Below are 20,308 nucleotides of genomic sequence, written 5' to 3' on the forward strand. Positions count from 1 at the left end.
GCCCGCGCCAATCGGCGGCGGGGTTTGACCCCGGGGCGGCCCGGCCTTTGTTCGAGTCCATGCTTTTGCGGTCCTTTTGTATTCTGGCGGCGGGTCTGTGGGCGGGGTCGGCGTTGGCCACGCCGCCACTCAACCTCACGCGAGCCAAGGCCGCGGTGGCGGAGTATTATGAAAGCGGCGCGTATCATGCCGACGTGCAGGCCGTGGCGGATGACGCCGCGGCGTGGCTGGAGCGGCGCGTGGCCGCCGCGGAGCCCGGCGAACGCCTCGCGATCGTCTTCGATATCGATGAGACCGTGCTCAGCAACTACCACCAGATGGCGTCACAGGATTTTGGTTACGTGCCGGCCGTGTGGGAAGCCTGGGTGGAGCGCGGCGCGGCGGCCCCGCTCAAACCGGTGCGCGAGCTCTACCGGCGGGCGCGCGAGTTGGGCGTGGCGGTCGTGTTTCTCACCGGGCGCCACGAGGTGAGCGAAGGCGAAGGCACGATCAAGAACCTGCGCCAGACCGGCATGGGCGAGTATGAGCGGCTCATCTTTCGGACCGACGCGGACACCGCGCCGACGGCGGCCGAGCGCAAGGCGGCGCGACGGGCCGAGTTGGAGGCCGAAGGTTACGTGATCATGGCCAGCATCGGTGACCAGCACAGCGATCTGGCGGGCGGTCACGCGGAGCGCACCTTCAAACTGCCCAATCCGTTCTACGAGATTCACTGACCGCGTTCGAGCACCAGGTCGTAAACGGCGAAGCACAGGAGGCGGGCGTCGGCGTGGGCCGCCTCGCGCGCGGGCGGCGTAGTGGAGGTGAGCGTGAGCAGGGCTTCGTCGTTGGCGTCGAACCGCAGGTCGTCGAGCGGCACGCGCAGCGTGCGTCCGGCCAGCGGTGCCTCGCCGGTCCAGAGGGTGCGATCGCCTTGTTGTAGGATGACCTCGGCGGGAACAAAGCCGGTGAGCGTGAACCGAATCACCCCATCGGCGTTGGTCGGCTCGGCTTCGCTTTGAGGGAAGCGGCGCACGCGGATCGAGGCCTCGCCCGGCGTCCAGGTCCAGTAGTGGTTTTTATCCCGTTCGATCCCGAACCAGCCCTGACCTTCCTCGACCACGTAGGCGCTTTCGCCGATCTTGGCGGCCGCGTATTCGTGATCGAATTTGCCGCCATCGCTCAGCATCGCGATGCCGCCAAACACGGAAAGGTTACCCAACACCAGCAAAGCGAGGCCGCGACGTGTGGGGGGCACCAATCGGCAAAACACGAGATGGAGTGGCAGGAGAATGCGCGTGTAGGCGCTGGGGAAGCCTTCAAAAGTGGGCCAACCCAGGATCGCAAACAGGCCGACGTAGCCGATGCCGATCTGCCAGGCGGCTTCGCGCCAGCGTGGTCGCAGGGCCACCACGAGCACCTGCACGGTGAGGGAAACCCAACAAGCGGCGCTGAACCAATCGTAGCGGTTGGCGTTGGCCGAAGGCAGCGACGCGGCGAGCTCGACGGCCTTGTGCCACCACGCGGAGAGGGGCCAGGCGAAGTTGCGCAGGCTGTTGAGATCCCGCCCGAGGGTGAGGTAGACATACAACATCCACAGCGCGAGCGGCAGCACGAGCAGCGCGGCGCGGCCCAGACGATGTCGGGTGGAATCGCCCGGCAACAAGGCCGCTCCGGCGAAGATGGCGGTTTCGCGGGCGAGGGCGGCGGTGGCCATGAAAGCGGCGGCGCCATAGCCCGGCCACTTCCGGCGTTCCAGAGCCAGCAAGGCGGCCGCGATCAGCACCAGCGCCGGCAAATCGGTGAGGGCATAGCGCACGCTGGTGAGCACGCCGCAGGAGCCCATGAGTCCCAGCCAGGCGATGAGGTTATGAGCCGAGTGCGGCGGGAAAAGTCGCAGCAAGATCGCGCCGAGCAAGACCCACGCAACGAGGTTCACCCAAGCGTAGGCGTGCAGGGTGAGCGTGGCGTCTCCGCGGCCCACGAGGGCGGCGATCCAACTGCCGAGAATGCGGCGGGCACGCAGCGGGGGATTGTCAATTGCGATGTGCAGCGCGGGATCGCGGAGCGATGGCCGCAGCGCGAGCTGGCCGTAAAACTGGCCGTCGTAGCCTGTGTTGCGCTCGTAAACGAACACCCGGCCGTGTCGCACCTCCGGCAGCGCGGTGGCGGCGAACTCACGCTCGAGTTGGAAGAAGCGAGTGAAGCCAAAGGCCGGGTGGTGGTAACCGGCAACGGCGAAGCCGAACCACGTGGTCGCCGCAAACACAACGAGCAGACCCACGCCGAGCGCCCACCGTTTGGGCGAAGGAGGCGAGGACGTGGCGGGATAGGGGGCGGGCATGGCGCGGTTGAAAGCAGGCATCGAAGGGGAAAGCCGATGGCGGGCAACCGCATCCTTTGGGCGAGCCCTTGGCAGTGAAGGCAGTTTTTACCGGAAGCACGTCCGATCGTCACTCAGTTGTCACCCCGGGGAATCGACACCTGGCTCGGCCCAAGCTCAGCTACGGGTCGTCTATGAATGCGACCGGCGCGCGATCAGAACCTGAAATGGGGCGGAACGGGGCGGCGAAGGACAGCGCCGACTACGCGGTGCGATCTGTGCCGCTGCCGTCCTTGGTGCATCATCACCACTGGGTGGCGGACGACGAACGTCTGGAGTTTGTCTTCGAAAGATTTCGCGAGTTGGAGGTCGACTTCCTCGCGGTGCGCCAGCGCGAGCGCGTGATCGGGTTGATGGGGCGCAGCCGGTTGGGGCTGCTCATGGGATCGCGCTTCGGATTCTCTCTCTACAGCCACAGTGAGGCGCGAAAATTCATGCTGCCGCACCCCTTGATTGTGGCTGAGTCGACGCCGGTGCACCGTCTGTTGGATCTGGCGTTTTCACGGCAGGGCGACGCCTTCTACGAGGACGTGCTGCTGGTGCGTGATGACGGCGAGTTGGTGGGGTTGATCAATGTGGAGACACTGGCCCGCCTGCAGACCCGTTTGGTGAGCGAACAAGTGACAACCATGCGGCGCCAACACGAGGCGTTGCACGAGCAGAACCTGGCCTTGTTTCGCACCAACCATGCGCTGCGACAGTCCCAGGGTCTGTATCAAGGGCTTTTCAGCAGCGAAGCGCTGGGGGTCGCCCTGCTGAGTCCCGAGGGGCGGGTGGAGCTGCACAATCCGCGGTTCCTGGAACTGACCGGTTTGCCGGTCGACGAGGCCGATGCCGGTCGACTGCTGGAGCGCATGGCGGGGCGGGACCGGGAGAGTTTCGTCCGCATGCTGCGGGATTACGCGGCGGGGGCGCCGGGCATCGAGTCGACCCGGGAGGTGGCTCTCGCGGTGCCGGGCCGGCGCACGCGGATGTTTCGCGTCACCACGGGGTGGATACGAGAGACGTCGCAGATTTGCGCCTGTTTTGACGATGTGACGGAGCAGCGGGCCCTTGAACAGGTGATGGTCCGGCAGGAGAAGCAGCACCTGTTGGATACTTTGGTCGGAGGCATCGCGCACGAGCTGAACAACAAGCTCACCCCGGTGCTGGCCTTTGCCGAGCTGCTGGCGGGGGAAGTGGAAACCCGCCACCGGTCGCAAGTGGATACCATTCGTTCCAGCGCGGCGGAGGCATCGCAGATCATTCGCCAGTTGTTGCAGTTTTCGCGGCCGGTCGAGGCCGAGCACAATCTGGTCGACTTGCGGCGCGTCGTGGAGGAAGGGCTGGCGATGGTCGAGATCACGACCCGCGACCGTTGTCGCATCTGCGTCGATAATCCGAACGAGCCGCTTTGGGTGATGGGAGAATTGGGTCAGTTGAAGCAGGTGTTGATGAACCTGATCCTCAACGCCTGGCATGCGGTCGCCGGGGTGGAGTCGCCGCGGATTGAGGTGAAGTTGTCGCACGAGCAGGAGGTGGCGGAACTGGCGGTGATCGACAACGGACACGGTATCCCGCCCGAAATTTTACAGCGGGTCTTCGATCCGTTCTTTACCACGAAGGGACCCGACAAAGGTTCTGGTCTGGGTTTGAGCATTTGCTACAGCATCGCGCGACAGCACGGCGGAGAGATTGCGGTGGAAAGCAGTCTTGGGGAGGGCACGCGTTTGGTGCTGACGCTACCGCGGCAGGACCCGGCGACCATGCTGGTGCATCGCGACACCGCCCCGCCGGTCTTGTTGGCCCCCGCGGAGGAGGGCCGGCGCCACCGGGTTTTGGTGGTGGAGGACGAGCAAGTGTTGCGCGGGGTGTTGCGTGAGATGTTGCGGTCCCAGTTCGGCTGCGAAATCGACATGGCGGAAAACGGTCGCGAGGGTTTGGAGGCCCTGCGCGCGCGGTCCTATGACCTCGTCCTGTCGGATATCCGCATGCCCGAGATGAACGGACTGGAGTTCTACCACGGCATGCGGGAGGTGCGGCCTGAACAAGCACGGAGTTTCGTGTTTGTGACCGGTTATGCCGGACCGGTGGAGGACATGGTGATGCCGGCGGATGTGCCGGTCTTGGCCAAGCCCTTCAGCTTAAAACAATTTGAAGTGCTTTGCGGTCCCTACCTGCGGGGGGAGGCGACCAAGGCCAAGGCAGTGGCGCGTTGACCACTGCCCGGGCTTGGTGAGAGAACGCGGTGACTCGTTGGCGCCAACCGCGCGCGCGGAGTTGGTTTTAAGTCTTAACCGCTGATCGGCGTTTGGGTGCCGGCCGTCCATCCACCGCCCGAATTCCAGGCCAGTTGGTAAAGCAATCCGATTCCGCTGAGCCCGAGGATGAAGGCGCCACCTTTGGGGTTGTTGACGAGCTTCCAGGTGGTGGATTTGCCGCTGGTGGGAATGGAGCTGGTCGTCGTGCTCCAAGCGCTGCCGTAGGTGGCGATGGTGCTGAAACCGTCGGCGTCGCCGGTGATCACGTTGAGAACCGTGCTGGAGCCGTCGGTGCCGACAAACACGTCAAAGGTGCGGCTGGAAACCGAGCCCGCGGGCAGCACCTGCAGGCTCTGACCGGACCAAGTGCCGCCGCCACCGGCAGCGGGTGAGAACTGATCGATGTCCCAAAGGCCGCCATTGATATCGAGCCCGATGACATGCATGCGGCCGGCGGCGTCCGCGGTTGCGACGCGGACCTGCGCCATCATGGGCAGACCGGCACCACCGAGCGGTCCTTTGCCGATGGTCCAGCCGGCGGGGCCGAGCTGACTGCCGGAGGCGCAGGCGACTTCGGCGGCCCAGCCGGGGCCGGTAAGACCGATCACGTGCGTGGTGCCGGCATTGCTCAGCTCCGGGCGGGCTTCGATCGACGCGAAACCAATTCCGACCGGGCACGGCAGGGCGTAGCCGGGTTGCCATAAACCGTTGCGGTCAAGGTAGGTGGCGACCCAGGGCATGTTGTTGGGGCCTAGGCCGAAGACCGTGTCGGTGTTGGTCAGCTGGGCGCTCAAGGTGCCGGGTGCAAACGTGGTGGGGCCGCTCATCGGACCGCTGCCGTTTTGCCACGAACCGTTCGGCGGCAGGAGACCGGCTTGGTAGAGTTTGCCCGATTGATCCACGCCGATGGCGTAAACGGTGTCGGTGCCGCAGCTGAGCACGAGATCCGCGAGCGGAGCCGGCTGCGCAAAGGTGAGCGGGATGGCCTCGGCCGTCCAGTTGTTGGGGGCCGGGCTGCTGTTCTGTTGGGAGGCGATAACAGGTAGGCCGGAGAGTTTGCCCGAGGTGAGACCGGCAATCATGACCGCAAGACTGAACTCGGATCCGGAGGTGAAGAAGCCGGAGGTGAAGGTGCCGTAGGTTTGGTGGCGGGTGGCCGAGTCGGCGGAGGCCACGGGAGAGGCGAGCGTGCTCATGGGAGTAGGATTTGGGAGTGAAGAAAACGCCGGCCCACAAAGGTTGGTTGAGGCTTTGACGGCGTTGGGCATGCATGCGCGATCGGTCCGTGCGGAGGGGACAGAGCGGACGCAGGATTTCTTCCGGCCGACAAAAAACCCTCCAGCTTGTGACTGGAGGGTGAGATGGGGGGACGAGGTGAACGGGTGGTTCAGCTCGCGGCGTCGAGGGCTTGGCGGAGGTCGGCCTCGAGGTCGGGCCAATCCTCGATGCCGAGCGACAGGCGGACATAGTCGGGCGAGACGCCGGAGGACACCTGTTCGGCTTCGGTGAGCTGGCTGTGGGTCGTGCTGGCCGGGTGGATGGCGAGGGACTTGGCGTCGCCGATGTTGGCCAGGTGGGAGAAGAGCGAGAGACCTTCGATGAACTTGCGGCCGCCTTCGTAGCCGCTCTTGAGGCCGAAGCCGAGCAGGCCGCCGAAACCGCCGCTGCAGTATTTGCGGGCGGCCGCGTGGTGCGGGCTGGACTCGAGTCCGGGATAGTTGACCCAAGCGACACGGTCGTCGGCGGCGAGGAACTCGGCGGCCATCTTGGCGTTGGTCGAGATGCGGGCCATGCGCAGGTGGATGGTCTCGAGGCCTTGGAGGATGGCCCAGGCGTTGAAGGGCGAGATGCAAGCGCCGACGTCACGGAGAAGCTGCAGGCGCATCTTGAGGATGAAGGCGATGTTGGCGCCGCCGGCGGGCGGGAAGGCCTTGAACGCTTCCCAGTGCACGAGGCCGTGGTAGGACGGATCAGGTTCGGTGAAGCCGGGGAACTTGCCGCTGCCCCAGTCGAAGTTGCCGGCGTCGATCACCACGCCGCCGATGGAAGTGCCGTGGCCGCCGATGTATTTGGTCGCGGAGTGCACCACGACGTTGGCGCCGTGTTCGATCGGGCGGTGGAGGATCGGCGAGAGGGCGGTGTTGTCGATGATGAGTGGCACGCCGGCTTCCTTCGCAATCGGCGCGACCTCGTCGTAGGGGAACAGGTTCAGGGCGGGGTTGCCGAGGCTCTCGCCGTAGATGGCCTTGGTGTTGGGCTTGATCGCGGCCTGGAAGGCGGCGGGGTCGCCGGCGTCGACGAAGGACACCTCGATGCCGAGCTTGGGCAGCGTGTAGTGGAAAAGATTATACGTGCCGCCGTAGAGTTGGGAGACGGAGACGATGTGGTCGCCGGCGCCGGCAATGTTGAGGATGGCGTCGGTGATGGCGGCCTGCCCGGAACTGTGGGCGAGGGCGCCGGTGCCGCCCTCGAGTGCGGCCATGCGCTGCTCGAAGACATCGGTCGTCGGATTCATGATCCGGGTGTAGATGTTGCCCAGTTCCTTGAGGGCAAACAGGTTGGCGGCGTGCTCGGTGTCACGGAAAACGTAGGACGTCGTCTGGTGAATCGGCACGGCGCGGGAGCCGGTGGTGGGATCGGGAGTTTGCCCTGCGTGCAGGGCTTTGGTGCCAAGGCCTTGGGGGGTAGACATAGGGAAGGGAGGTTTAGGGAAGAAGTTTGAAGGTTGAAGTCAGAAGTGGAGCGTGCGGGGGATTGGGGCGAACACTTGGAACCTGGCATGACTGAAACACAGCACAGATTGGAGAGCCGCCTGCTGGGTAACGAGCGGACCATCTGGATCCGAGAGCCGACGGAGGCTCCGCGCATCCTGACGGTGGTGCTGGATGCGGAGTTTTATCGGGACCGGATGGAAGTGGTGCCGCTCATCAACGAGTTGGAGGCAACGGGGTCGATCGATCGGTCGCTGGTCGTTTTTGTATCGATGGAGAGCATGGCCGCGCGATGGGTGGAGTGTCCCTGCCACGTGCCGTTCGCGCGGTTCATTGAACGAGAGCTGTTGCCTTGGCTGGAGGCCTTGCATCCGGGGATCGGCGCGGCCCGGGAGCGGGTGATTGTGGGGCTCAGTTACACCGGCTTGGCCGCGGCGTGGGTGGCGATGGTGGCGCCGCAGTGTTTCACGAAGGTGATCGCACAATCCGGCTCGTTCTGGTGGAACGATTGCTGGATAACCGGGCACTTGGCTCGGCTCACGAACAAGCCGCAGGCGGAGTTTTATCTGGAAGTCGGTCGGCTCGAGACGGCCGAAAACGTGCGGCACAAGGAAGACGTCTTGCAGGTGGTCTCCCAGATCGAAGGCGTGAAGCGATTTCGCGATGCCCTGCGAAGTGTGGGTTCCGCCCCCCGTTACGTCGAGTTCGACGGGGGGCATGACTTCGCCGCGTGGCGAAAGACTTTGCCGAACGCATTGCAATGGGCGTTGCCGCGGTCGCGTTTGCCCGGAGCCTGAAGCTGGATCGGAAATTGGGCGATACGGGCGATGGCGGGGGCGCTCAGGACTCCGCGGGCAGCCCCGCGACGGTCGGCACCTGATGCAGGTCGTGATCCCAGTTGGCGCGACAGGCGGTGAAGAGGTGGGCATCGGGTCGACGGGGCACGGCGTCATCCAGGCTCCCGGCCGGGACCATCAGGAGTTTTCCCTCCAGCTGCCGGCTGGGCAGGGCCGAGCCACAGCGCTCGCAGAAGGTTTTGGTGTGGGGCGTGCCGGGCAGCGTAAAGGTGCGGACATGCTCGGCGCCGGACCGGAAGGTCAACCGGGCGGTGCGGGAAAACAGGTTGGCGGCATGAGCGGAGCCGGTGTCCTTGCGGCACCGGTCGCAGTGGCAAAGGTAGAAGCGATCGAAGTTGCCTTCGATTTCGAACTGCACGTCGCCGCAGAGGCAGGAGCCGGAAATCTTCGGAAGCTGAGTCATCGGGAGCCTCACGTGGAGCGCAGGATCTTTGTCATGGGGCGACCCTTGGCCAACTCGTCGATCAGTTTGTCGAGGTAGCGGATCTCGCGCATGGTGGTTTCCTCGATCTCCTCAATGCGCACGCCGCAAATGGTGCCGGTGATGAGGGTGCGGTTGGGATTCATTTTTTTGGCCGAGGCGAAGAAGGTTTCGAAGTCAGTTTGCTTCGCGAGGTGAGCCTCAAGTTGTTGCTGGGTGTAGCCGGTGAGCCAGCGGATGATCTCGTCGACCTCGGCCCGGGTGCGGCCCTTGCCCTCGGCCTTCGCCACGTAGGCCGGATAGACGTTGGCGAAGGGCATGGCGTAGATGCGGTGTCCGGGCATCGGGGGGAGAAGGTTAGTTCGAGGAAGCGAGGCGGTGGAGAAAGAGGGCGGCGAGGCGGGCGCGGTCAGTGAGGCTGGCGACCTCGATGTATTCGTTTTCTGAATGCAGGCCGCCGCCGATGGGGCCGAGGCCGTCGAGCACGGTGAGGCCGGCGGCATGGAGGAGGTTGCCGTCGGAGCCGCCCTGGACGGCGACCCAGTCGGGTTTGCGCTGGCCGAGCTCGAGCGCGCAGTCCTGCAGCGCGGCGAAGTGTTTTTCGGATGCGGGCGTGGATTGCAGGGGGCCGCGATTGAAGCCGCCGGTAAGGGTGCCGTGGTAGCCGTCGCGCGTGTTGAGCTGGTCGACGAGGCGGCGGATGGCGGTGTCGAAGGCGTCCATCGCGGCGGCGGTGGCGGCGCGGGCGTTGATGGCGGCGGTGGCGTGGGCGGGCACGATGTTGACGGTGCCGCCGCCTTCGATGCGGCCGACATTGACCAACAGGTCGGCGATGGCGACCGGGAGCTTGTCGAGGGCGAGACAGATTTCGGCGAGGGCGATGATGGCGTTGCGGCCGGCGGCGGGGTCGCGGCCGGCGTGGGCGGCGCGGCCGTGGATCTCGAGCTCGTAAATGGCGGTGGCGGCGCGGGCGCGGACCATGGCGCCGGTCTCGCGGGCCGGCTCGAAGACGAGCGCGAGTTGATGGTCCGGCGCCTGGGCTTCGATCAGGTGGCGCGAGGCGGTGGAGCCGGTTTCCTCGTCGGGCGTGAGGAGGATGGTCCAACCGAGGTTGGACGCCGCGGGCGTTTGTTCAAAGGCGGCGAGGGTGGCGAGCATCGCGACAATGCCGCCTTTCATGTCCGCGACCCCGGGGCCGTGCAGGCGTTTGCCGTCGGCAGAGAGGCGGGCGGATTGAAAGCGGTCCCCGGCCTCGAAAACGGTGTCGTAGTGGCCGGAGCAGAGGATGCGGCGGGTGGCCTCGGGGCGACAGGTGGCGCGCAGGGCGACGCGGCCGGCGGCATCGAGAGGGACGCGTTCGACGTGAGGGGTGAGCTCGCGGAGGGCGTTCTCGAGGGCGTCGGCCATGCGCGTCAGCCCCGCGAGATGATCCGAACCGGAATTGATGGCGCTCCAGGCGCAGAGGCGATCGAGGAGCGGCGCGGGATCGAAAGGAGCGGCGAGAGCGTCGGGAAGGTCCGGCATCGGGGAGAAGGGAAATCTTAAATCCTAATTTCTAAATCCTAAAAAAGCCCGCCGGTTGAGGGCGGGCTTGGGGGAGGGGAGAAAGAGAAAGACTTAAGAGAAAGATCGGGGGATGCCGGTCGATCGCGTGGGTCTCAGTCGTGGTGGCGGAGGGCCTGGAGGATGTTGAGGGAGTGGTTACCGATGGCCTCCATGTTGTTGAGGATGTCGATGTAGAGCATTTCGGCCTTCACGAGGTCACCGCTGGTGCGCATGCGGGCGATGGATTCCTTGCGCAGGTTTTTGCGGAACTGATCGATGAAGTTCTCCAGCTGGTAGGCGGTCTCCATGTCGGAGGTCTGCACGCCACGGCGGAGGCAGGTGGAGGTGAAGTCAACGAAGCGCAGCACGATGTCGCCGAACTGTCGGACCTGGGTCATGGTTTCGGCGGGGAGTTCGCGCTTCTTGCGGTAGCGGCGCTCGGCGAGCAGGACGAGGCGGTAGCCGCGGTCGCACATGTCCTCGAGCTCGGCGATGACGCGGAGGAGGGAGGAGATTTTGGCGCGGGAGGCGTCGGAGACGCTGCCGGCGGAGCATCGCAGCAGGTAGTCGGTGGTTTCGATCGCCATGCGATCGGAATCCTTCTCGAGCTGTTTGAGCGCCTTGACCCGGTCGCCCATCTTCTCGTTCGGATTTTCGTAGAGTTCGACGAAGCCGGTGACGAGGTCGTGCGTGAGCTTGTTCATCTTTTGCACGTCCTCCTCGGCCTCCGCGAGGTTGAGCTCGCCGGTCTGGGGCAGGAAGGTGTTCTCGTATTTCAGGTGGTCGCCGCCGGTCTTGCGGTCCTTGATGACACGGGTGACGAGCTTGCCGATCTGGGGAACGAAGCCGATCAGCAGCACGGTGTTGATGATATTGAAGCCGGAGTGGAAGGCGGCGAGGTGGAAAGGGATATTGGCCGGGACCAAGGCGTCGCCGGGGACGATGGCGTCGAAGAACTTGGTGAGCGGGATGAACAGGATGATGGCCCAGCAGACGCCGATGATGTTGAAGATGAAGTGCGCCAGGGCGGCGCGCTTGGCGTTGGTGTTGGCCCCGAGAGCGGCGATGTTGGCGGTGATGGTGGTGCCCACGTTTTCGCCCAGGATGATGGCGGCGGCGGTGGGAAAATCGATCCAGCCACTGGCGGCGGCGGTGATGGTGATGGCGCCGGCGGCGGAGGAGGACTGGACGATGACGGTGAGGATGGTGCCGAAGGCGAAGAAGAAGAGGACCGACAGCAGGCCGTGGCCGGTGAAGTTCTGAATGAAGGCGACCTGACCGGGGTTGTTGCGAATATCGGGCACGGAGTCCTTCAGGAACATGAGGCCGATGAAGAGGATGCCGAAGCCGATGAGGAATTCGCCGGTGTCGCGCAGGGTGGACTTGCGCGAGAAGATGAGCGGCATGGCCAAGCCGACAATCGGCAGGGCGATGGACGAGAGGCTGAATTTGAAGCCGAGGAAGGAGACGATCCAGAAGGTCGTGGTGGTCCCGAGGTTGGCGCCCATGATCATGCCGATGGCTTCAACCACGGTGAGCAGGCCGGCGTTGACGAAACTCACCATCATCACGGTCGAGGCCGAGGAGGACTGCACGAGGCAGGTCACGAGGAAACCGGTGCCGACGCCGAGGAAGCGGTTGCCGGTCATCGTGCGCATGAGGGCGCGAAGTTTTTCGCCGGAGAGTTTCTGCAGGGCTTCCGACATGACCTTCATGCCGAAGAGGAACATGCCGAGGGAGCCGAGGATTTCGAAGAGAGTGCCGATCATGCTGGAGGGTTTGTGCGGGCAGAGGGTGGGCGGACGCGGCGGGGTGGGGCAATTCTCATGTCACGTTATCGAAACATTAGCCTCCGAGCACAAAAAACCCGGCCGCTTGGGCCGGGTCGGGGGGCGAGAACGATGTGTTCACGCTGGCGTCACATGCCGCGTTTGATGAAGGCGACCTCGGGGTCTTCGGAGTTCACCTTGACCTCCTGGTCCTTGTCGGTGGTGACGCCGATGTAGTCGACCACGACGGAGGCGAGCACGGGGAGGGCCTTGCGGATGTCGTCGTCCTCGGCCTCGTTCGAGACGTAAACGCTCCAAAGTTGTTCGGGCGGGGAGTCGTCGCCGCTCGAGACGTTTTCGCGGGCGGAGACGCGGAGGTATTTTTCGTAGACGGTGACCGGGATGGTTTTGTCCTCGAAACCGATGAGCTCCTGTGAGGGCGGGTCCATGACCGAGACGCGGCGGTAAACCACGCGGCCGGAGGAGTCGCGGGTCGGGATGATCATCGAGCGGATGCCGCCTTCGATGCGGGCGAAGACCGGGACCTTGCGGGTCTCAAATTCGACGCGGGGCGGTTCGACGTCGTAGTCGACTTCGACGACCATCTCGGCGTTCTCCGGATTCGGGGCTTCATAGAGGCCACGGCCGGAGAGGGCGGCGCGGACGTAGTCGACGGCCTCCTTGGTGCGCAGGTCGGTGCGGGGATCGCCGCCGTTTTTGGTGACGATACGGTAGGACGTTCCCGACGCCTTGTCCTTGTTGGCGATGGCGTTGATTTTAACGTCGTAGCTGTTGGTTTGGCATCCCGCCAGGAGCAGGATTCCGGCGGTGATCAACAGCGCGCGCGTGAGTCGTAACGGGAGGGACGCGGTGGCCATGGCGGAGAAGTGGAAGGGTCGAGTGGAGGCGAGTCGGGGCGGGGAAAGGGGCAGTGACACAGAAGGTGGGGCGGAGTTCCGAGACCGGCCAGCGAGGGCGTCGGGGTCAGGGCGTGGAGGCGGTGGTTTCGCCGCGCAGCTCGGCGAGCTCGGCTTCGAGGCGGGCGATCTCGGCCTGTTCGGCGGCGATTTTGGCCTCGGTCTCGTCGAGCGTCTTCTTGCGGTTCAGCGCCCACTCGCGCTCGGCCTTGAGCTCAGCGAGGCGGGAGCTGGTTTCGTCGGCGCGGCGCTGGGCCTCGGTCAGCTCGGCGTCGGTGATGCGGAAGCCCTGGGCGATGGCGAGTTCCTCTTCGAGCTGCTCTTTGAGGCGGGCTTCTTCCTGGCGGCGGCGGGCGACCTCCTGTTGGTAGGCACGTTCCTGGGCGAGACGGTCCTGCTGGTTGCGTTCTTTGGCTTCCTGGACGGCGCCAACGATGCCGCCGACGATGGCGCCGGCCGCGCCGCCGATGGCCGCGCCGGAGCCGGCATTGCCGGAACCGGTGTTGTTACCGATGGCGGCGCCGGCGAGGGCACCACCCGCGGCACCAATGCCGGCGCCCTTGGCGGTTTTGGAGGGAGCGACCTGACAGCCGCTGAAAGTGACGAGTGAAAGCAGGGTGACGGTGGCGAGAACGGACCTCATTCGGGAGCAACGGTTGAAATTCACAGCAATGCCGGTAGCCATTGGGGTGTTGGGGACGATAGATAGGACGATGTTCGACGCAAGGCCGACCAGCGGAACGTTGTCCGACACGTTCGTCCCTTCAAATGTTCACAAAGACTTTTTGAACTTTCCACGGCACATTTAACCTCGTTCACGCTCTCATACCCCCATGACCCCAGCTCGTTCGCGCGGCTTCTTTACCCAAGATTTTCTCATTCAAAGTGTTGGTCTGATCGTTGCGGTAGTCGGAATCTGGCTCCTCTACAGCGAATACATCCGTCCCCAAGCGGCGGAAGCGGAGATCACCCGTCGCATCCTGGCCGATCGCGGTGATGAGGATGCCCAGAGTTCACAGCGAAATTTTGTCGTCATCCTGAAGGACTACGAGCAGCAGGCGTGCCTGACGCTCATGGTTTGGGCGACGATTCTGCTTTCGCACAAACTATGGTTGGTCTCGCGCGAGCAGAAAATGCTGAGCCGCGACTTCATGAATCTGGAGGTGGGTCAACGCATCCTGCCCGAGGCCGCGCTGGAACACAGCAAGGAGGTGCAGGGCATTCTGGAACAGCAGCGCAGCCTGGCGCACCGGCTGCTGCCCAAGTTCGTGCTGGCGGCGCTGCAGCGCTTTCATGCCACCCATTCGATTCAGGACTCCTCGGCGGCGGTGCAGGAGCAGGCGCAGCTCGCGGCCGATGAACTCGACTCCAACCTCTCGCTCGTGCGCTACATCGCCTGGGCGATCCCTTCGGTGGGCTTCATCGGCACGGTGCGCGGTATCGGTGACGCCCTCGCACAGGCCGACGAGGTGCTGCGCAGCAACGACCTCTCCGGCGTGACGAACTCGCTCGGTGTCGCGTTCAACTCCACCCTCGTCGCGCTCGTGCTGAGCATCTTCCTCATGTTCCTGCTCCACCTGCTCCAATCACGGCAGGAAAACCTTATCCAGGATTTCCAGGAATACTGCCGCCACAAGATCGTGGATCTCATGAAGGTTCCGGCCCGCGATGAGCTCGACGAGACCTTTGTCTGAGCCCGCGACCGGGTCGCCGCTTTAACCGGTTCGACGCCGTCAATCCGCTCCCCCTCTCGACTACGCTTTCCCTTCTTTCTCCCAACCCTCCCCGACGATCATGGCCTACGCTTGTGGAATAGAGTTTTCCGATTTCGGCTTTAACGCCGCCACGGTTTCACCCGATGGCACGACCGAGACAGCGGTCAATGAACTCGACGGCCAATGGCCCGCCTTCGCTGCTTGGGACGGCACGAAGCTCGTCTTCGGCCGGGCCGCCGAGGAGCAATCACGGCTCCATCCGCGCGCCACCAGCCATGTTTTCTGGGAGCACTTGTCTTTGGCGCCGTCGGACATGGAAGGGCCGCCGCGCGTCCCGGCCTACTCGGAACTCGCCTACGCCTTTCTGAGCGAGTTTTGGCAGGACTTGGTGTCGCGTGTGGGCAAACCCGAACGTGTCGCGCTCGCCATGCCCGGTTCGCTGCTGGGCGATGCCGATCACGAGAACCCGGGCATGGGCATGATCCTCGCCATGGCGCGCGACCTCGGCATGCCGCTCACGAGCATCAGCGGACTTTCCACCGCCTCGCTCAATGACTCCGAATCGGTCGCCGGCCTCACGGGGGGGCGCCTGCTTTACCTCGATGTGCACCTGCACTCGGCTGCGATGTCGCTGCTTTCCAACGACGGCGAAGGCCGCATGCACCGTCGTCGCCACCTGCGCCTGCCGCGGTTGGGTTACATCCCGCTCATTCAGGGGCTGATGCGTTCGATGGGGAACCGCTTCCTGCGCGCCACGGCGTTTGATGTCACGGCGCAGCGCGAACTCGAGCAGGCCTTTTACGACCAGACCCGCGAGCAGTTGCTCGCGGCCAGTGGGGGCGCCGATGTGCGCTACTCCATCAACACCGCCACCCGGGTGCACCAGGCCGCCTTCCCGCGCGAGGCGTTGCTGCGCGATCTTGCGCCGATGGAGCAGGGCTGGGCCGATGCGGCCGTGAAGTTCCTCCGTGACGCCTCGTTGGCGACCAAGGATGTGACGGTCGTCATCGCCTCGCGCGGGCGCTTGCTGCCCGGTTTGGAGGATGCGCTCGGTCAACGCGGCTTTAAGCGCGTCGTGCAGATCAAGGACGGTGCCGCCGCGCGCGGCGCGGCCCGGTTTGCCGCGCAATTTGAACCCTGTGGCGATGTCACCGAAGTGCCGGTGGTGAGCGAGGTCACGCTCTCGAGCGGCGGCGGCGCCGGTGGCGGTGCCTTGGAGATCGTGCATCTTGCGGCCGAGCATCCCGTGCCCGGCCTCGCGCCGAGCCACCTCGTGGTGGACGGCTCCGCCTATTCTCTCTTTGCCCTGCCGCCCGTCCTGCACAGCGCCGCCAACGGCGAGCCGGCCGTGCAGGCGCTGGGTCGCCTCGGCGCGGTCGATGTGCGGCTCAACCGCGAGGCGGGCGAGTGGCACATCGAAGCTCCGGCCACGGGCGTGCCGCCTCTGCGCGTCGCGACCGGTGACCGCGTGAAATTGCGATCCAATGGCCAGGAGGTCGATTTGATCATCGCCGCCGAACGCCGCCCGGGCGCCGTCTGACGCCAGGCCTACGCCCTGTTTTTCCCATGCCGCGCAAGCGCCGCTCCACCCCGATCTTCAGCGTCTCGTTCCTGGACTGCATCTGCTGCGGTTTCGGCGGCGTGCTGCTGTTGTTCGTGCTGGTCGCCGGCAAGCAGCGCAACGCCCAGGAAAAGCAAATGGCGGACATCCGCGAAGTCGTCGGTCGCTTCGAATTCGACGTGAAGAGCAAGGAGCAGGAGATTCAGGAACTCAACGTCGTCACCCAGGTGAACCAGACGCGCTCGGAGGAGTTGAAGCAGATGAACACCGAGGCGAAGCAGGAGCAGGAGGAACTCCAGGAGACGCTGGCCAAGCTGATGAATGACCTGAGCGAACTGCAGGAGGACCTCGACGAAAAGTTGGAGACCAAGGAAGAACTCGCCACCGCCGAGAAGCCCGACCCGGTGCCGATTCCCAACGTCAAGCGCCGCCAATACCTCACCGGTTTCCAGCTCGAGGGCCAATACATCCTTTTCCTGGTGCGCGCCTCGGGCAGCATGGTGGGCGACACCATCGAGGAAGCCGTCGCCATGCAGTCGAAGAGCGACGAGGAGAAGCGAAACTCCCAAAAGTGGCAGCGGGTCGTGCGATCAATGCGTTGGCTGATCTCGTCGCTCCCGGCCGAGTCCTCCTTTCAAGTGATGCTTTTCAACGAGGAGACCAAGCCGCTGATCGAGAGCTACTCCTTCGACTGGATTGCCCGCGACGATGGCGAGACGATTCGCGAAGTGCTGGAGGAGTTGGAGAACTACGTGCCGCAGGGCGGTGCCAACCTCGAACGCGCCTTCCTCGAAATCCGCGGACTGCCGGCGGTGCCGGATTCGCTGGTGATGCTGACCGACGGCTTGCCGACGCAAAGCGATTCCTACGCTTCCGGGGAGTTCGTGTCCGACGAAGATCGCGTGCGTTTCTTCCAGGCGGCCCAGCGCGTCGCCGCGCCGGATATCCCGGTCAACACCATCCTTTATCCGCTCGAAGGCGACCCGGCTTCGCCCTTCCTGTTCTGGCAATTGGCCGACAAGACCAAGGGCGCGCTCGTGAGCCCCGCGCCGTCCTGGCCCGACATCTGATTTTCGTTTCGCATGAGACCCCGCAACAAACGTGAAGGCGCCGACTTCGGCCTGTCGTTCCTGGACTGCATTTGCTGCGGTTTCGGCGCGATCGTGCTGCTCTTCGTCATCACGATGGGCTCGGCCAATCAAATGATCCAGTCGCTGCGCGATCGGTTTCAGGAAGTCACCCAGCGGCGGCTTTCCAAGATGGAGCAGCTCGACGCGGACAAGACCGAAGCCGCGCGCGTCGCCGCCGTGACCGCGCAGGTCGTGCAAAGCGCGGAGTCCCTCAATGCGCAGCTGCGCGCCATGATCGACCAGCTCAGCACCGAGAAGGCCATGCTGGAGGCGCGCCGCGGGGAATTGATGATCGAGCTGGAGGAGGAGAAGACCGAGATCGCCTCGATGCAAAAGGAGCTCGAAGTGGAGATGGAGTTGCCCGACATCAACCTGCCGGTCGGTCTGCCGGTGGAGAGCAATTACATCGCGTTCGTTTTTGATACCTCGGGCAGCATGCGCGACACGGCGACCGACAACCTGCACGCGGCTGCGGTGGAGAAGATTCGCAACGTGCTCGACAGCTACCCTGACATCAAAGGCGTGCAGTTCCTCGACGCCGACGGCCGCTTCATGCTGCCGGGCACACCGGGCATCTGGCTCGACGACGACCCCGGCACGCGCGAAGGCGCGCTGCGCGTCCTCGCCAACTACCCCTACTTCAGTAACTCGAATCCGGTGCCCGGTATTTTCCGCGCAATCCGCTCACTCTATCAGCCGGATAACGAGGAGATGCACATGGCGGTCTTCGTCTTTGGCGACGAGTTCACCGGCAAGGCCGAACCCGTGTTGCAGCGGCTGGAGATGATCAATCCGCGTAAGGAAGACGGCAAACGCCACGTCTCGATCAGCGCGGTGGGATTTCCGACGGTGTTGCGATATCCGCTCATGGGCGCGCACACCGGGATGAAATACGCGAACCTCATGCGCGAGGTCGCTTTCAAGCACGACGGCGCGTTCATCGCGGTGCGCACGGAACGCTGATGCCCCCTGGGGGTTTCGGCGAAACCGCGCTCCCCGGTGACATCCTCAACCGCCCAGGCCGAGCAGGCGTCGCAGGAATTCCACGACATCGACGCTGCTGCCTGGCTTGGAATCCGGTGACGGCGGTTGGCTTGAGCTGCTCGAAGAGGAACTGCTGGAACTCGAGCTCGACGAAGAGGACGAGGATGAAGACGAACTCGACGAAGACGAAGAGGAGGACGAGGAACTTGAAGAGGAAGATGAGCTGCTGCTCGAGGACGGCATGCCCATACTGTTGGACGGTTGCCCGGGCATCGGGTTGAGCTGCGCGAGCTGCGGTTGGCCCTGACCCTGGCCTTGGCTCGAGGACGAGGACGGCGACTGGCTTTGCGACGACGAGGAAGACTGCGATTGGCCCTGACCCTGGCCTTGGCTGGATTGCATGCCGGGCATCTGACCGAGCTGCGCCATCTGGCCCTGCTGACCCTGTTGGCCCTGGCCTTGGCCCATGCCTTGCTGGCCTTGGGAACCGGATTGTTGACCCTGATTTTGGCCACCGTTCACGACCATGGCGGGGCTGCCGGGGGCCTGTCCTTGGCCTTGGCTCTGCCCCTGTCCCATCGAGGTGAGTTGAGCGAGTTCCTGGCCGTTGCCGTAGGGATCGGAACCGTCGGGGTTGTCGCCCATGCCGTCGCCGCGATCCTGTTCGCCGCCGGTGCCGTCGCCCATGTCGGAGCCGTCGACCGCCATGCCGTTGCCGCCGAGACCACCCTGGCCACCACGCATACCGGCCGGGACCTTGCGCGGGTCGTAGGTGTAGAAGACGACGTCGACCGTGCTGCTGCCGAGCGCGGCGTCCTTCATCACGAGGGTGTTGCGCAGCTCGTGCATCTTGTTCTCGTGCTCGCGCACCTTGATTTCGTCCTGCACGGGACCGAAAAAGTAGGTCAGGTTCTCGTGCCGATAGCGCACATACCAACCCTCGTCGGAGAGGCTTTGGTCGGTGAAGTCGATACCCGGATACTCCTGCTTGAATTCTTCGGCATCGAGTTCCCAAGCGGCTTCAATGGCCTCGGTGGGCAGCACCATGGTGAAAGCGTGCAGCACCGCGGGCAGCGCCAAGATGGCGCCAAGACTCACGGTGAAAAACAGGCGACGATGGGCGCGGTTCATGGGGCGGGGTTCCTTGGGGTTGGGGAACGGTTAAAGATTGGAGGGGATGTCGATGCCGCGTTCGGAGCCGGAGCCGCGTTCGCCGGATTGTTGGCCGGCGGCGGATTTGATGGCCATGCGGTCTTCGCCTTTGGCGTTGCCGTCCATGGTGCGGCTGGAATCGACCACCGGCACATCGGCTTCGGCGAGTTTGGCACCTTCGTCGCCGATCTGCACGGCGTCGGGCTTCTCGAGTTGGCGGCCTTGGCGGCCGGCGAGTTGGGGCGCTTGTTGGTCGGACGGTGCGCCGGCGGGACCCTGCTGGCCCGGTTCGCCTTCGCTGCCTTCACCGCCCTGTCCACCCGGGCCCTGTTGGCCTTCCTCCCCTTCTTCGCCTTCGCCGCCGCTCTGGCCCTGTTTGCCGCGATCGCCCATATCGAGCGTGGGCAGGGAAGGGAGGCTGGGACCGCCGGGCAGGCCGCCGCCGCCGCCCATGGACGGGATCGGCAGACCGGGAAGGTTGAGGCCCGGCATCTGTGGGCCGGCCACCTGCATGCCGTCGGGGCCGCCGCTGTTCATGGAGGCGTCGCCGCCGGGGCCCTCGCCGCCGCCACCTTTCTGGTCGCCGGGGCCGGGCACATCCTGGGTGGACGGTTGCGGTTGGCCCGGCATTTCGAACTGGGCGATGAGGCCTTGTTCGGGACGTTCCTCGGGTGGGAATCCCGACCCGTTGAAGATGCTGGTGTCGGGAATACCGCCGGAGGTCGAACGGCTGCTCGACGAACTCGGGTAACGAGAACTCGAGGTGGTGGTGGAGGGAAGGTCGTAGACCGGCGGGCGTTCGAGCGTCGGACGGGGCGTGGCCTGGAGCGGCGGGAGCTCGGTTTGGGCCAGCGCATGAGCGCATCCGAGCGAACCCGCCAAGGCGACGAGGGCCGCGAGATGCGGACGGGATAGATGCGGGCGCATGGCGTGGGGGGGGGGTG

The 20,308-nt window shown here is 64.8% G+C and carries 18 protein-coding genes; 7 read left to right on the forward strand and 11 right to left on the reverse strand.

All coding sequences use genetic code 11. The features are described from left to right. The first annotated feature begins 59 nt into the window (after positions 1-59). Positions 60-716, forward strand: coding sequence for an HAD family acid phosphatase (locus AC0MRV_RS10210; RefSeq protein ID WP_472764363.1), 657 nt, complete (start codon positions 60-62; stop codon positions 714-716). On the opposite strand, the gene AC0MRV_RS10215 is transcribed toward AC0MRV_RS10210, so the two are convergent. Next, positions 710-2,323, reverse strand: a complete 1,614-nt coding sequence (locus tag AC0MRV_RS10215; protein WP_472764364.1) for a hypothetical protein — start codon at positions 2,321-2,323, stop codon at positions 710-712. The two genes, AC0MRV_RS10210 and AC0MRV_RS10215, sit on opposite strands and share 7 nt — an antisense overlap. Before the next feature lie 173 nt (positions 2,324-2,496). On the opposite strand from AC0MRV_RS10215, the gene AC0MRV_RS10220 reads away from it, so the two are divergent. Next, entirely contained in the window at positions 2,497-4,560 is a 2,064-nt protein-coding gene (locus tag AC0MRV_RS10220) for an ATP-binding protein (protein ID WP_472764365.1), read from the forward strand. Between the two features lie 74 nt (positions 4,561-4,634). Here the strand turns inward: AC0MRV_RS10220 and AC0MRV_RS10225 are convergent, their stop codons facing one another. Together AC0MRV_RS10225 and AC0MRV_RS10230 are read right to left on the reverse strand one after the other, a co-directional pair. Further along, complete coding sequence (locus AC0MRV_RS10225; RefSeq protein ID WP_472764366.1) at positions 4,635-5,798, reverse strand: hypothetical protein; 1,164 nt, start codon at positions 5,796-5,798, stop codon at positions 4,635-4,637. 191 nt (positions 5,799-5,989) lie between these two features. Beyond that, positions 5,990-7,294, reverse strand: coding sequence for an O-acetylhomoserine aminocarboxypropyltransferase/cysteine synthase family protein (locus AC0MRV_RS10230; RefSeq protein ID WP_472764367.1), 1,305 nt, complete (start codon positions 7,292-7,294; stop codon positions 5,990-5,992). Between the two features lie 87 nt (positions 7,295-7,381). On the opposite strand from AC0MRV_RS10230, the gene AC0MRV_RS10235 reads away from it, so the two are divergent. After that, positions 7,382-8,110, forward strand: a complete 729-nt coding sequence (locus tag AC0MRV_RS10235; protein WP_472764368.1) for an alpha/beta hydrolase — start codon at positions 7,382-7,384, stop codon at positions 8,108-8,110. 43 nt (positions 8,111-8,153) lie between these two features. Here AC0MRV_RS10235 and AC0MRV_RS10240 read toward each other — a convergent pair whose 3' ends face one another. The 6 genes from AC0MRV_RS10240 to AC0MRV_RS10265 all read right to left on the reverse strand — a co-directional run bounded on the left by AC0MRV_RS10240 (position 8,154) and on the right by AC0MRV_RS10265 (position 13,465). After that, positions 8,154-8,573 (reverse strand): GFA family protein, encoded by a 420-nt coding sequence (locus tag AC0MRV_RS10240; RefSeq protein ID WP_472764369.1) that lies wholly within the window; start codon positions 8,571-8,573, stop codon positions 8,154-8,156. A gap of 8 nt (positions 8,574-8,581) precedes the next feature. Continuing rightward, a complete protein-coding gene (locus tag AC0MRV_RS10245) occupies positions 8,582-8,935 on the reverse strand; it encodes a DUF2200 domain-containing protein (RefSeq protein ID WP_472764370.1) in 354 nt (117 codons plus the stop codon). A gap of 13 nt (positions 8,936-8,948) precedes the next feature. Further along, positions 8,949-10,115 (reverse strand): hydrolase, encoded by a 1,167-nt coding sequence (locus tag AC0MRV_RS10250; RefSeq protein ID WP_472764371.1) that lies wholly within the window; start codon positions 10,113-10,115, stop codon positions 8,949-8,951. A 134-nt stretch (positions 10,116-10,249) separates the two neighbouring features. Beyond that, positions 10,250-11,905 carry a Na/Pi cotransporter family protein gene (locus AC0MRV_RS10255; RefSeq protein ID WP_472764372.1) on the reverse strand — a complete coding sequence of 552 codons (1,656 nt, stop codon included), beginning with the start codon at positions 11,903-11,905 and terminating at the stop codon, positions 10,250-10,252. Positions 11,906-12,054: 149 nt separating this feature from the next. After that, complete coding sequence (locus tag AC0MRV_RS10260) at positions 12,055-12,783, reverse strand: hypothetical protein (RefSeq protein WP_472764373.1); 729 nt, start codon at positions 12,781-12,783, stop codon at positions 12,055-12,057. Positions 12,784-12,889: 106 nt separating this feature from the next. Beyond that, positions 12,890-13,465 carry a YMGG-like glycine zipper-containing protein gene (locus AC0MRV_RS10265; protein WP_472764374.1) on the reverse strand — a complete coding sequence of 192 codons (576 nt, stop codon included), beginning with the start codon at positions 13,463-13,465 and terminating at the stop codon, positions 12,890-12,892. Positions 13,466-13,655: 190 nt separating this feature from the next. Here AC0MRV_RS10265 and AC0MRV_RS10270 point away from each other — a divergent pair, with 190 nt between their 5' ends. From AC0MRV_RS10270 to AC0MRV_RS10285, 4 genes are all read left to right on the forward strand, one after another. Beyond that, positions 13,656-14,516, forward strand: a complete 861-nt coding sequence (locus tag AC0MRV_RS10270; RefSeq protein ID WP_472764375.1) for a MotA/TolQ/ExbB proton channel family protein — start codon at positions 13,656-13,658, stop codon at positions 14,514-14,516. A 100-nt stretch (positions 14,517-14,616) separates the two neighbouring features. Further along, the gene (locus AC0MRV_RS10275; RefSeq protein WP_472764376.1) at positions 14,617-16,077 is read left to right on the forward strand and encodes a hypothetical protein; all 1,461 of its coding nucleotides are present in this window, start codon (positions 14,617-14,619) and stop codon (positions 16,075-16,077) included. Positions 16,078-16,103: 26 nt separating this feature from the next. Beyond that, positions 16,104-17,168, forward strand: a complete 1,065-nt coding sequence (locus AC0MRV_RS10280; RefSeq protein ID WP_472764377.1) for a vWA domain-containing protein — start codon at positions 16,104-16,106, stop codon at positions 17,166-17,168. Positions 17,169-17,180: 12 nt separating this feature from the next. Further along, positions 17,181-18,191: a vWA domain-containing protein gene (locus AC0MRV_RS10285; protein WP_472764378.1), complete on the forward strand. Its 1,011-nt coding sequence runs from the start codon at positions 17,181-17,183 to the stop codon at positions 18,189-18,191. 45 nt (positions 18,192-18,236) lie between these two features. On the opposite strand, the gene AC0MRV_RS10290 is transcribed toward AC0MRV_RS10285, so the two are convergent. After that, entirely contained in the window at positions 18,237-19,343 is a 1,107-nt protein-coding gene (locus tag AC0MRV_RS10290; protein WP_472764379.1) for a hypothetical protein, read from the reverse strand. A 30-nt stretch (positions 19,344-19,373) separates the two neighbouring features. Next, on the reverse strand, positions 19,374-20,291 hold the full coding sequence (locus AC0MRV_RS10295; protein ID WP_472764380.1) for a hypothetical protein: 918 nt from the start codon (positions 20,289-20,291) through the stop codon (positions 19,374-19,376). Positions 20,292-20,308: the final 17 nt, after the last annotated feature.

The organism is Actomonas spartinae (genome assembly GCF_051209155.1).
Taxonomy (GTDB): Bacteria; Verrucomicrobiota; Verrucomicrobiia; order Opitutales; family Opitutaceae; genus Actomonas.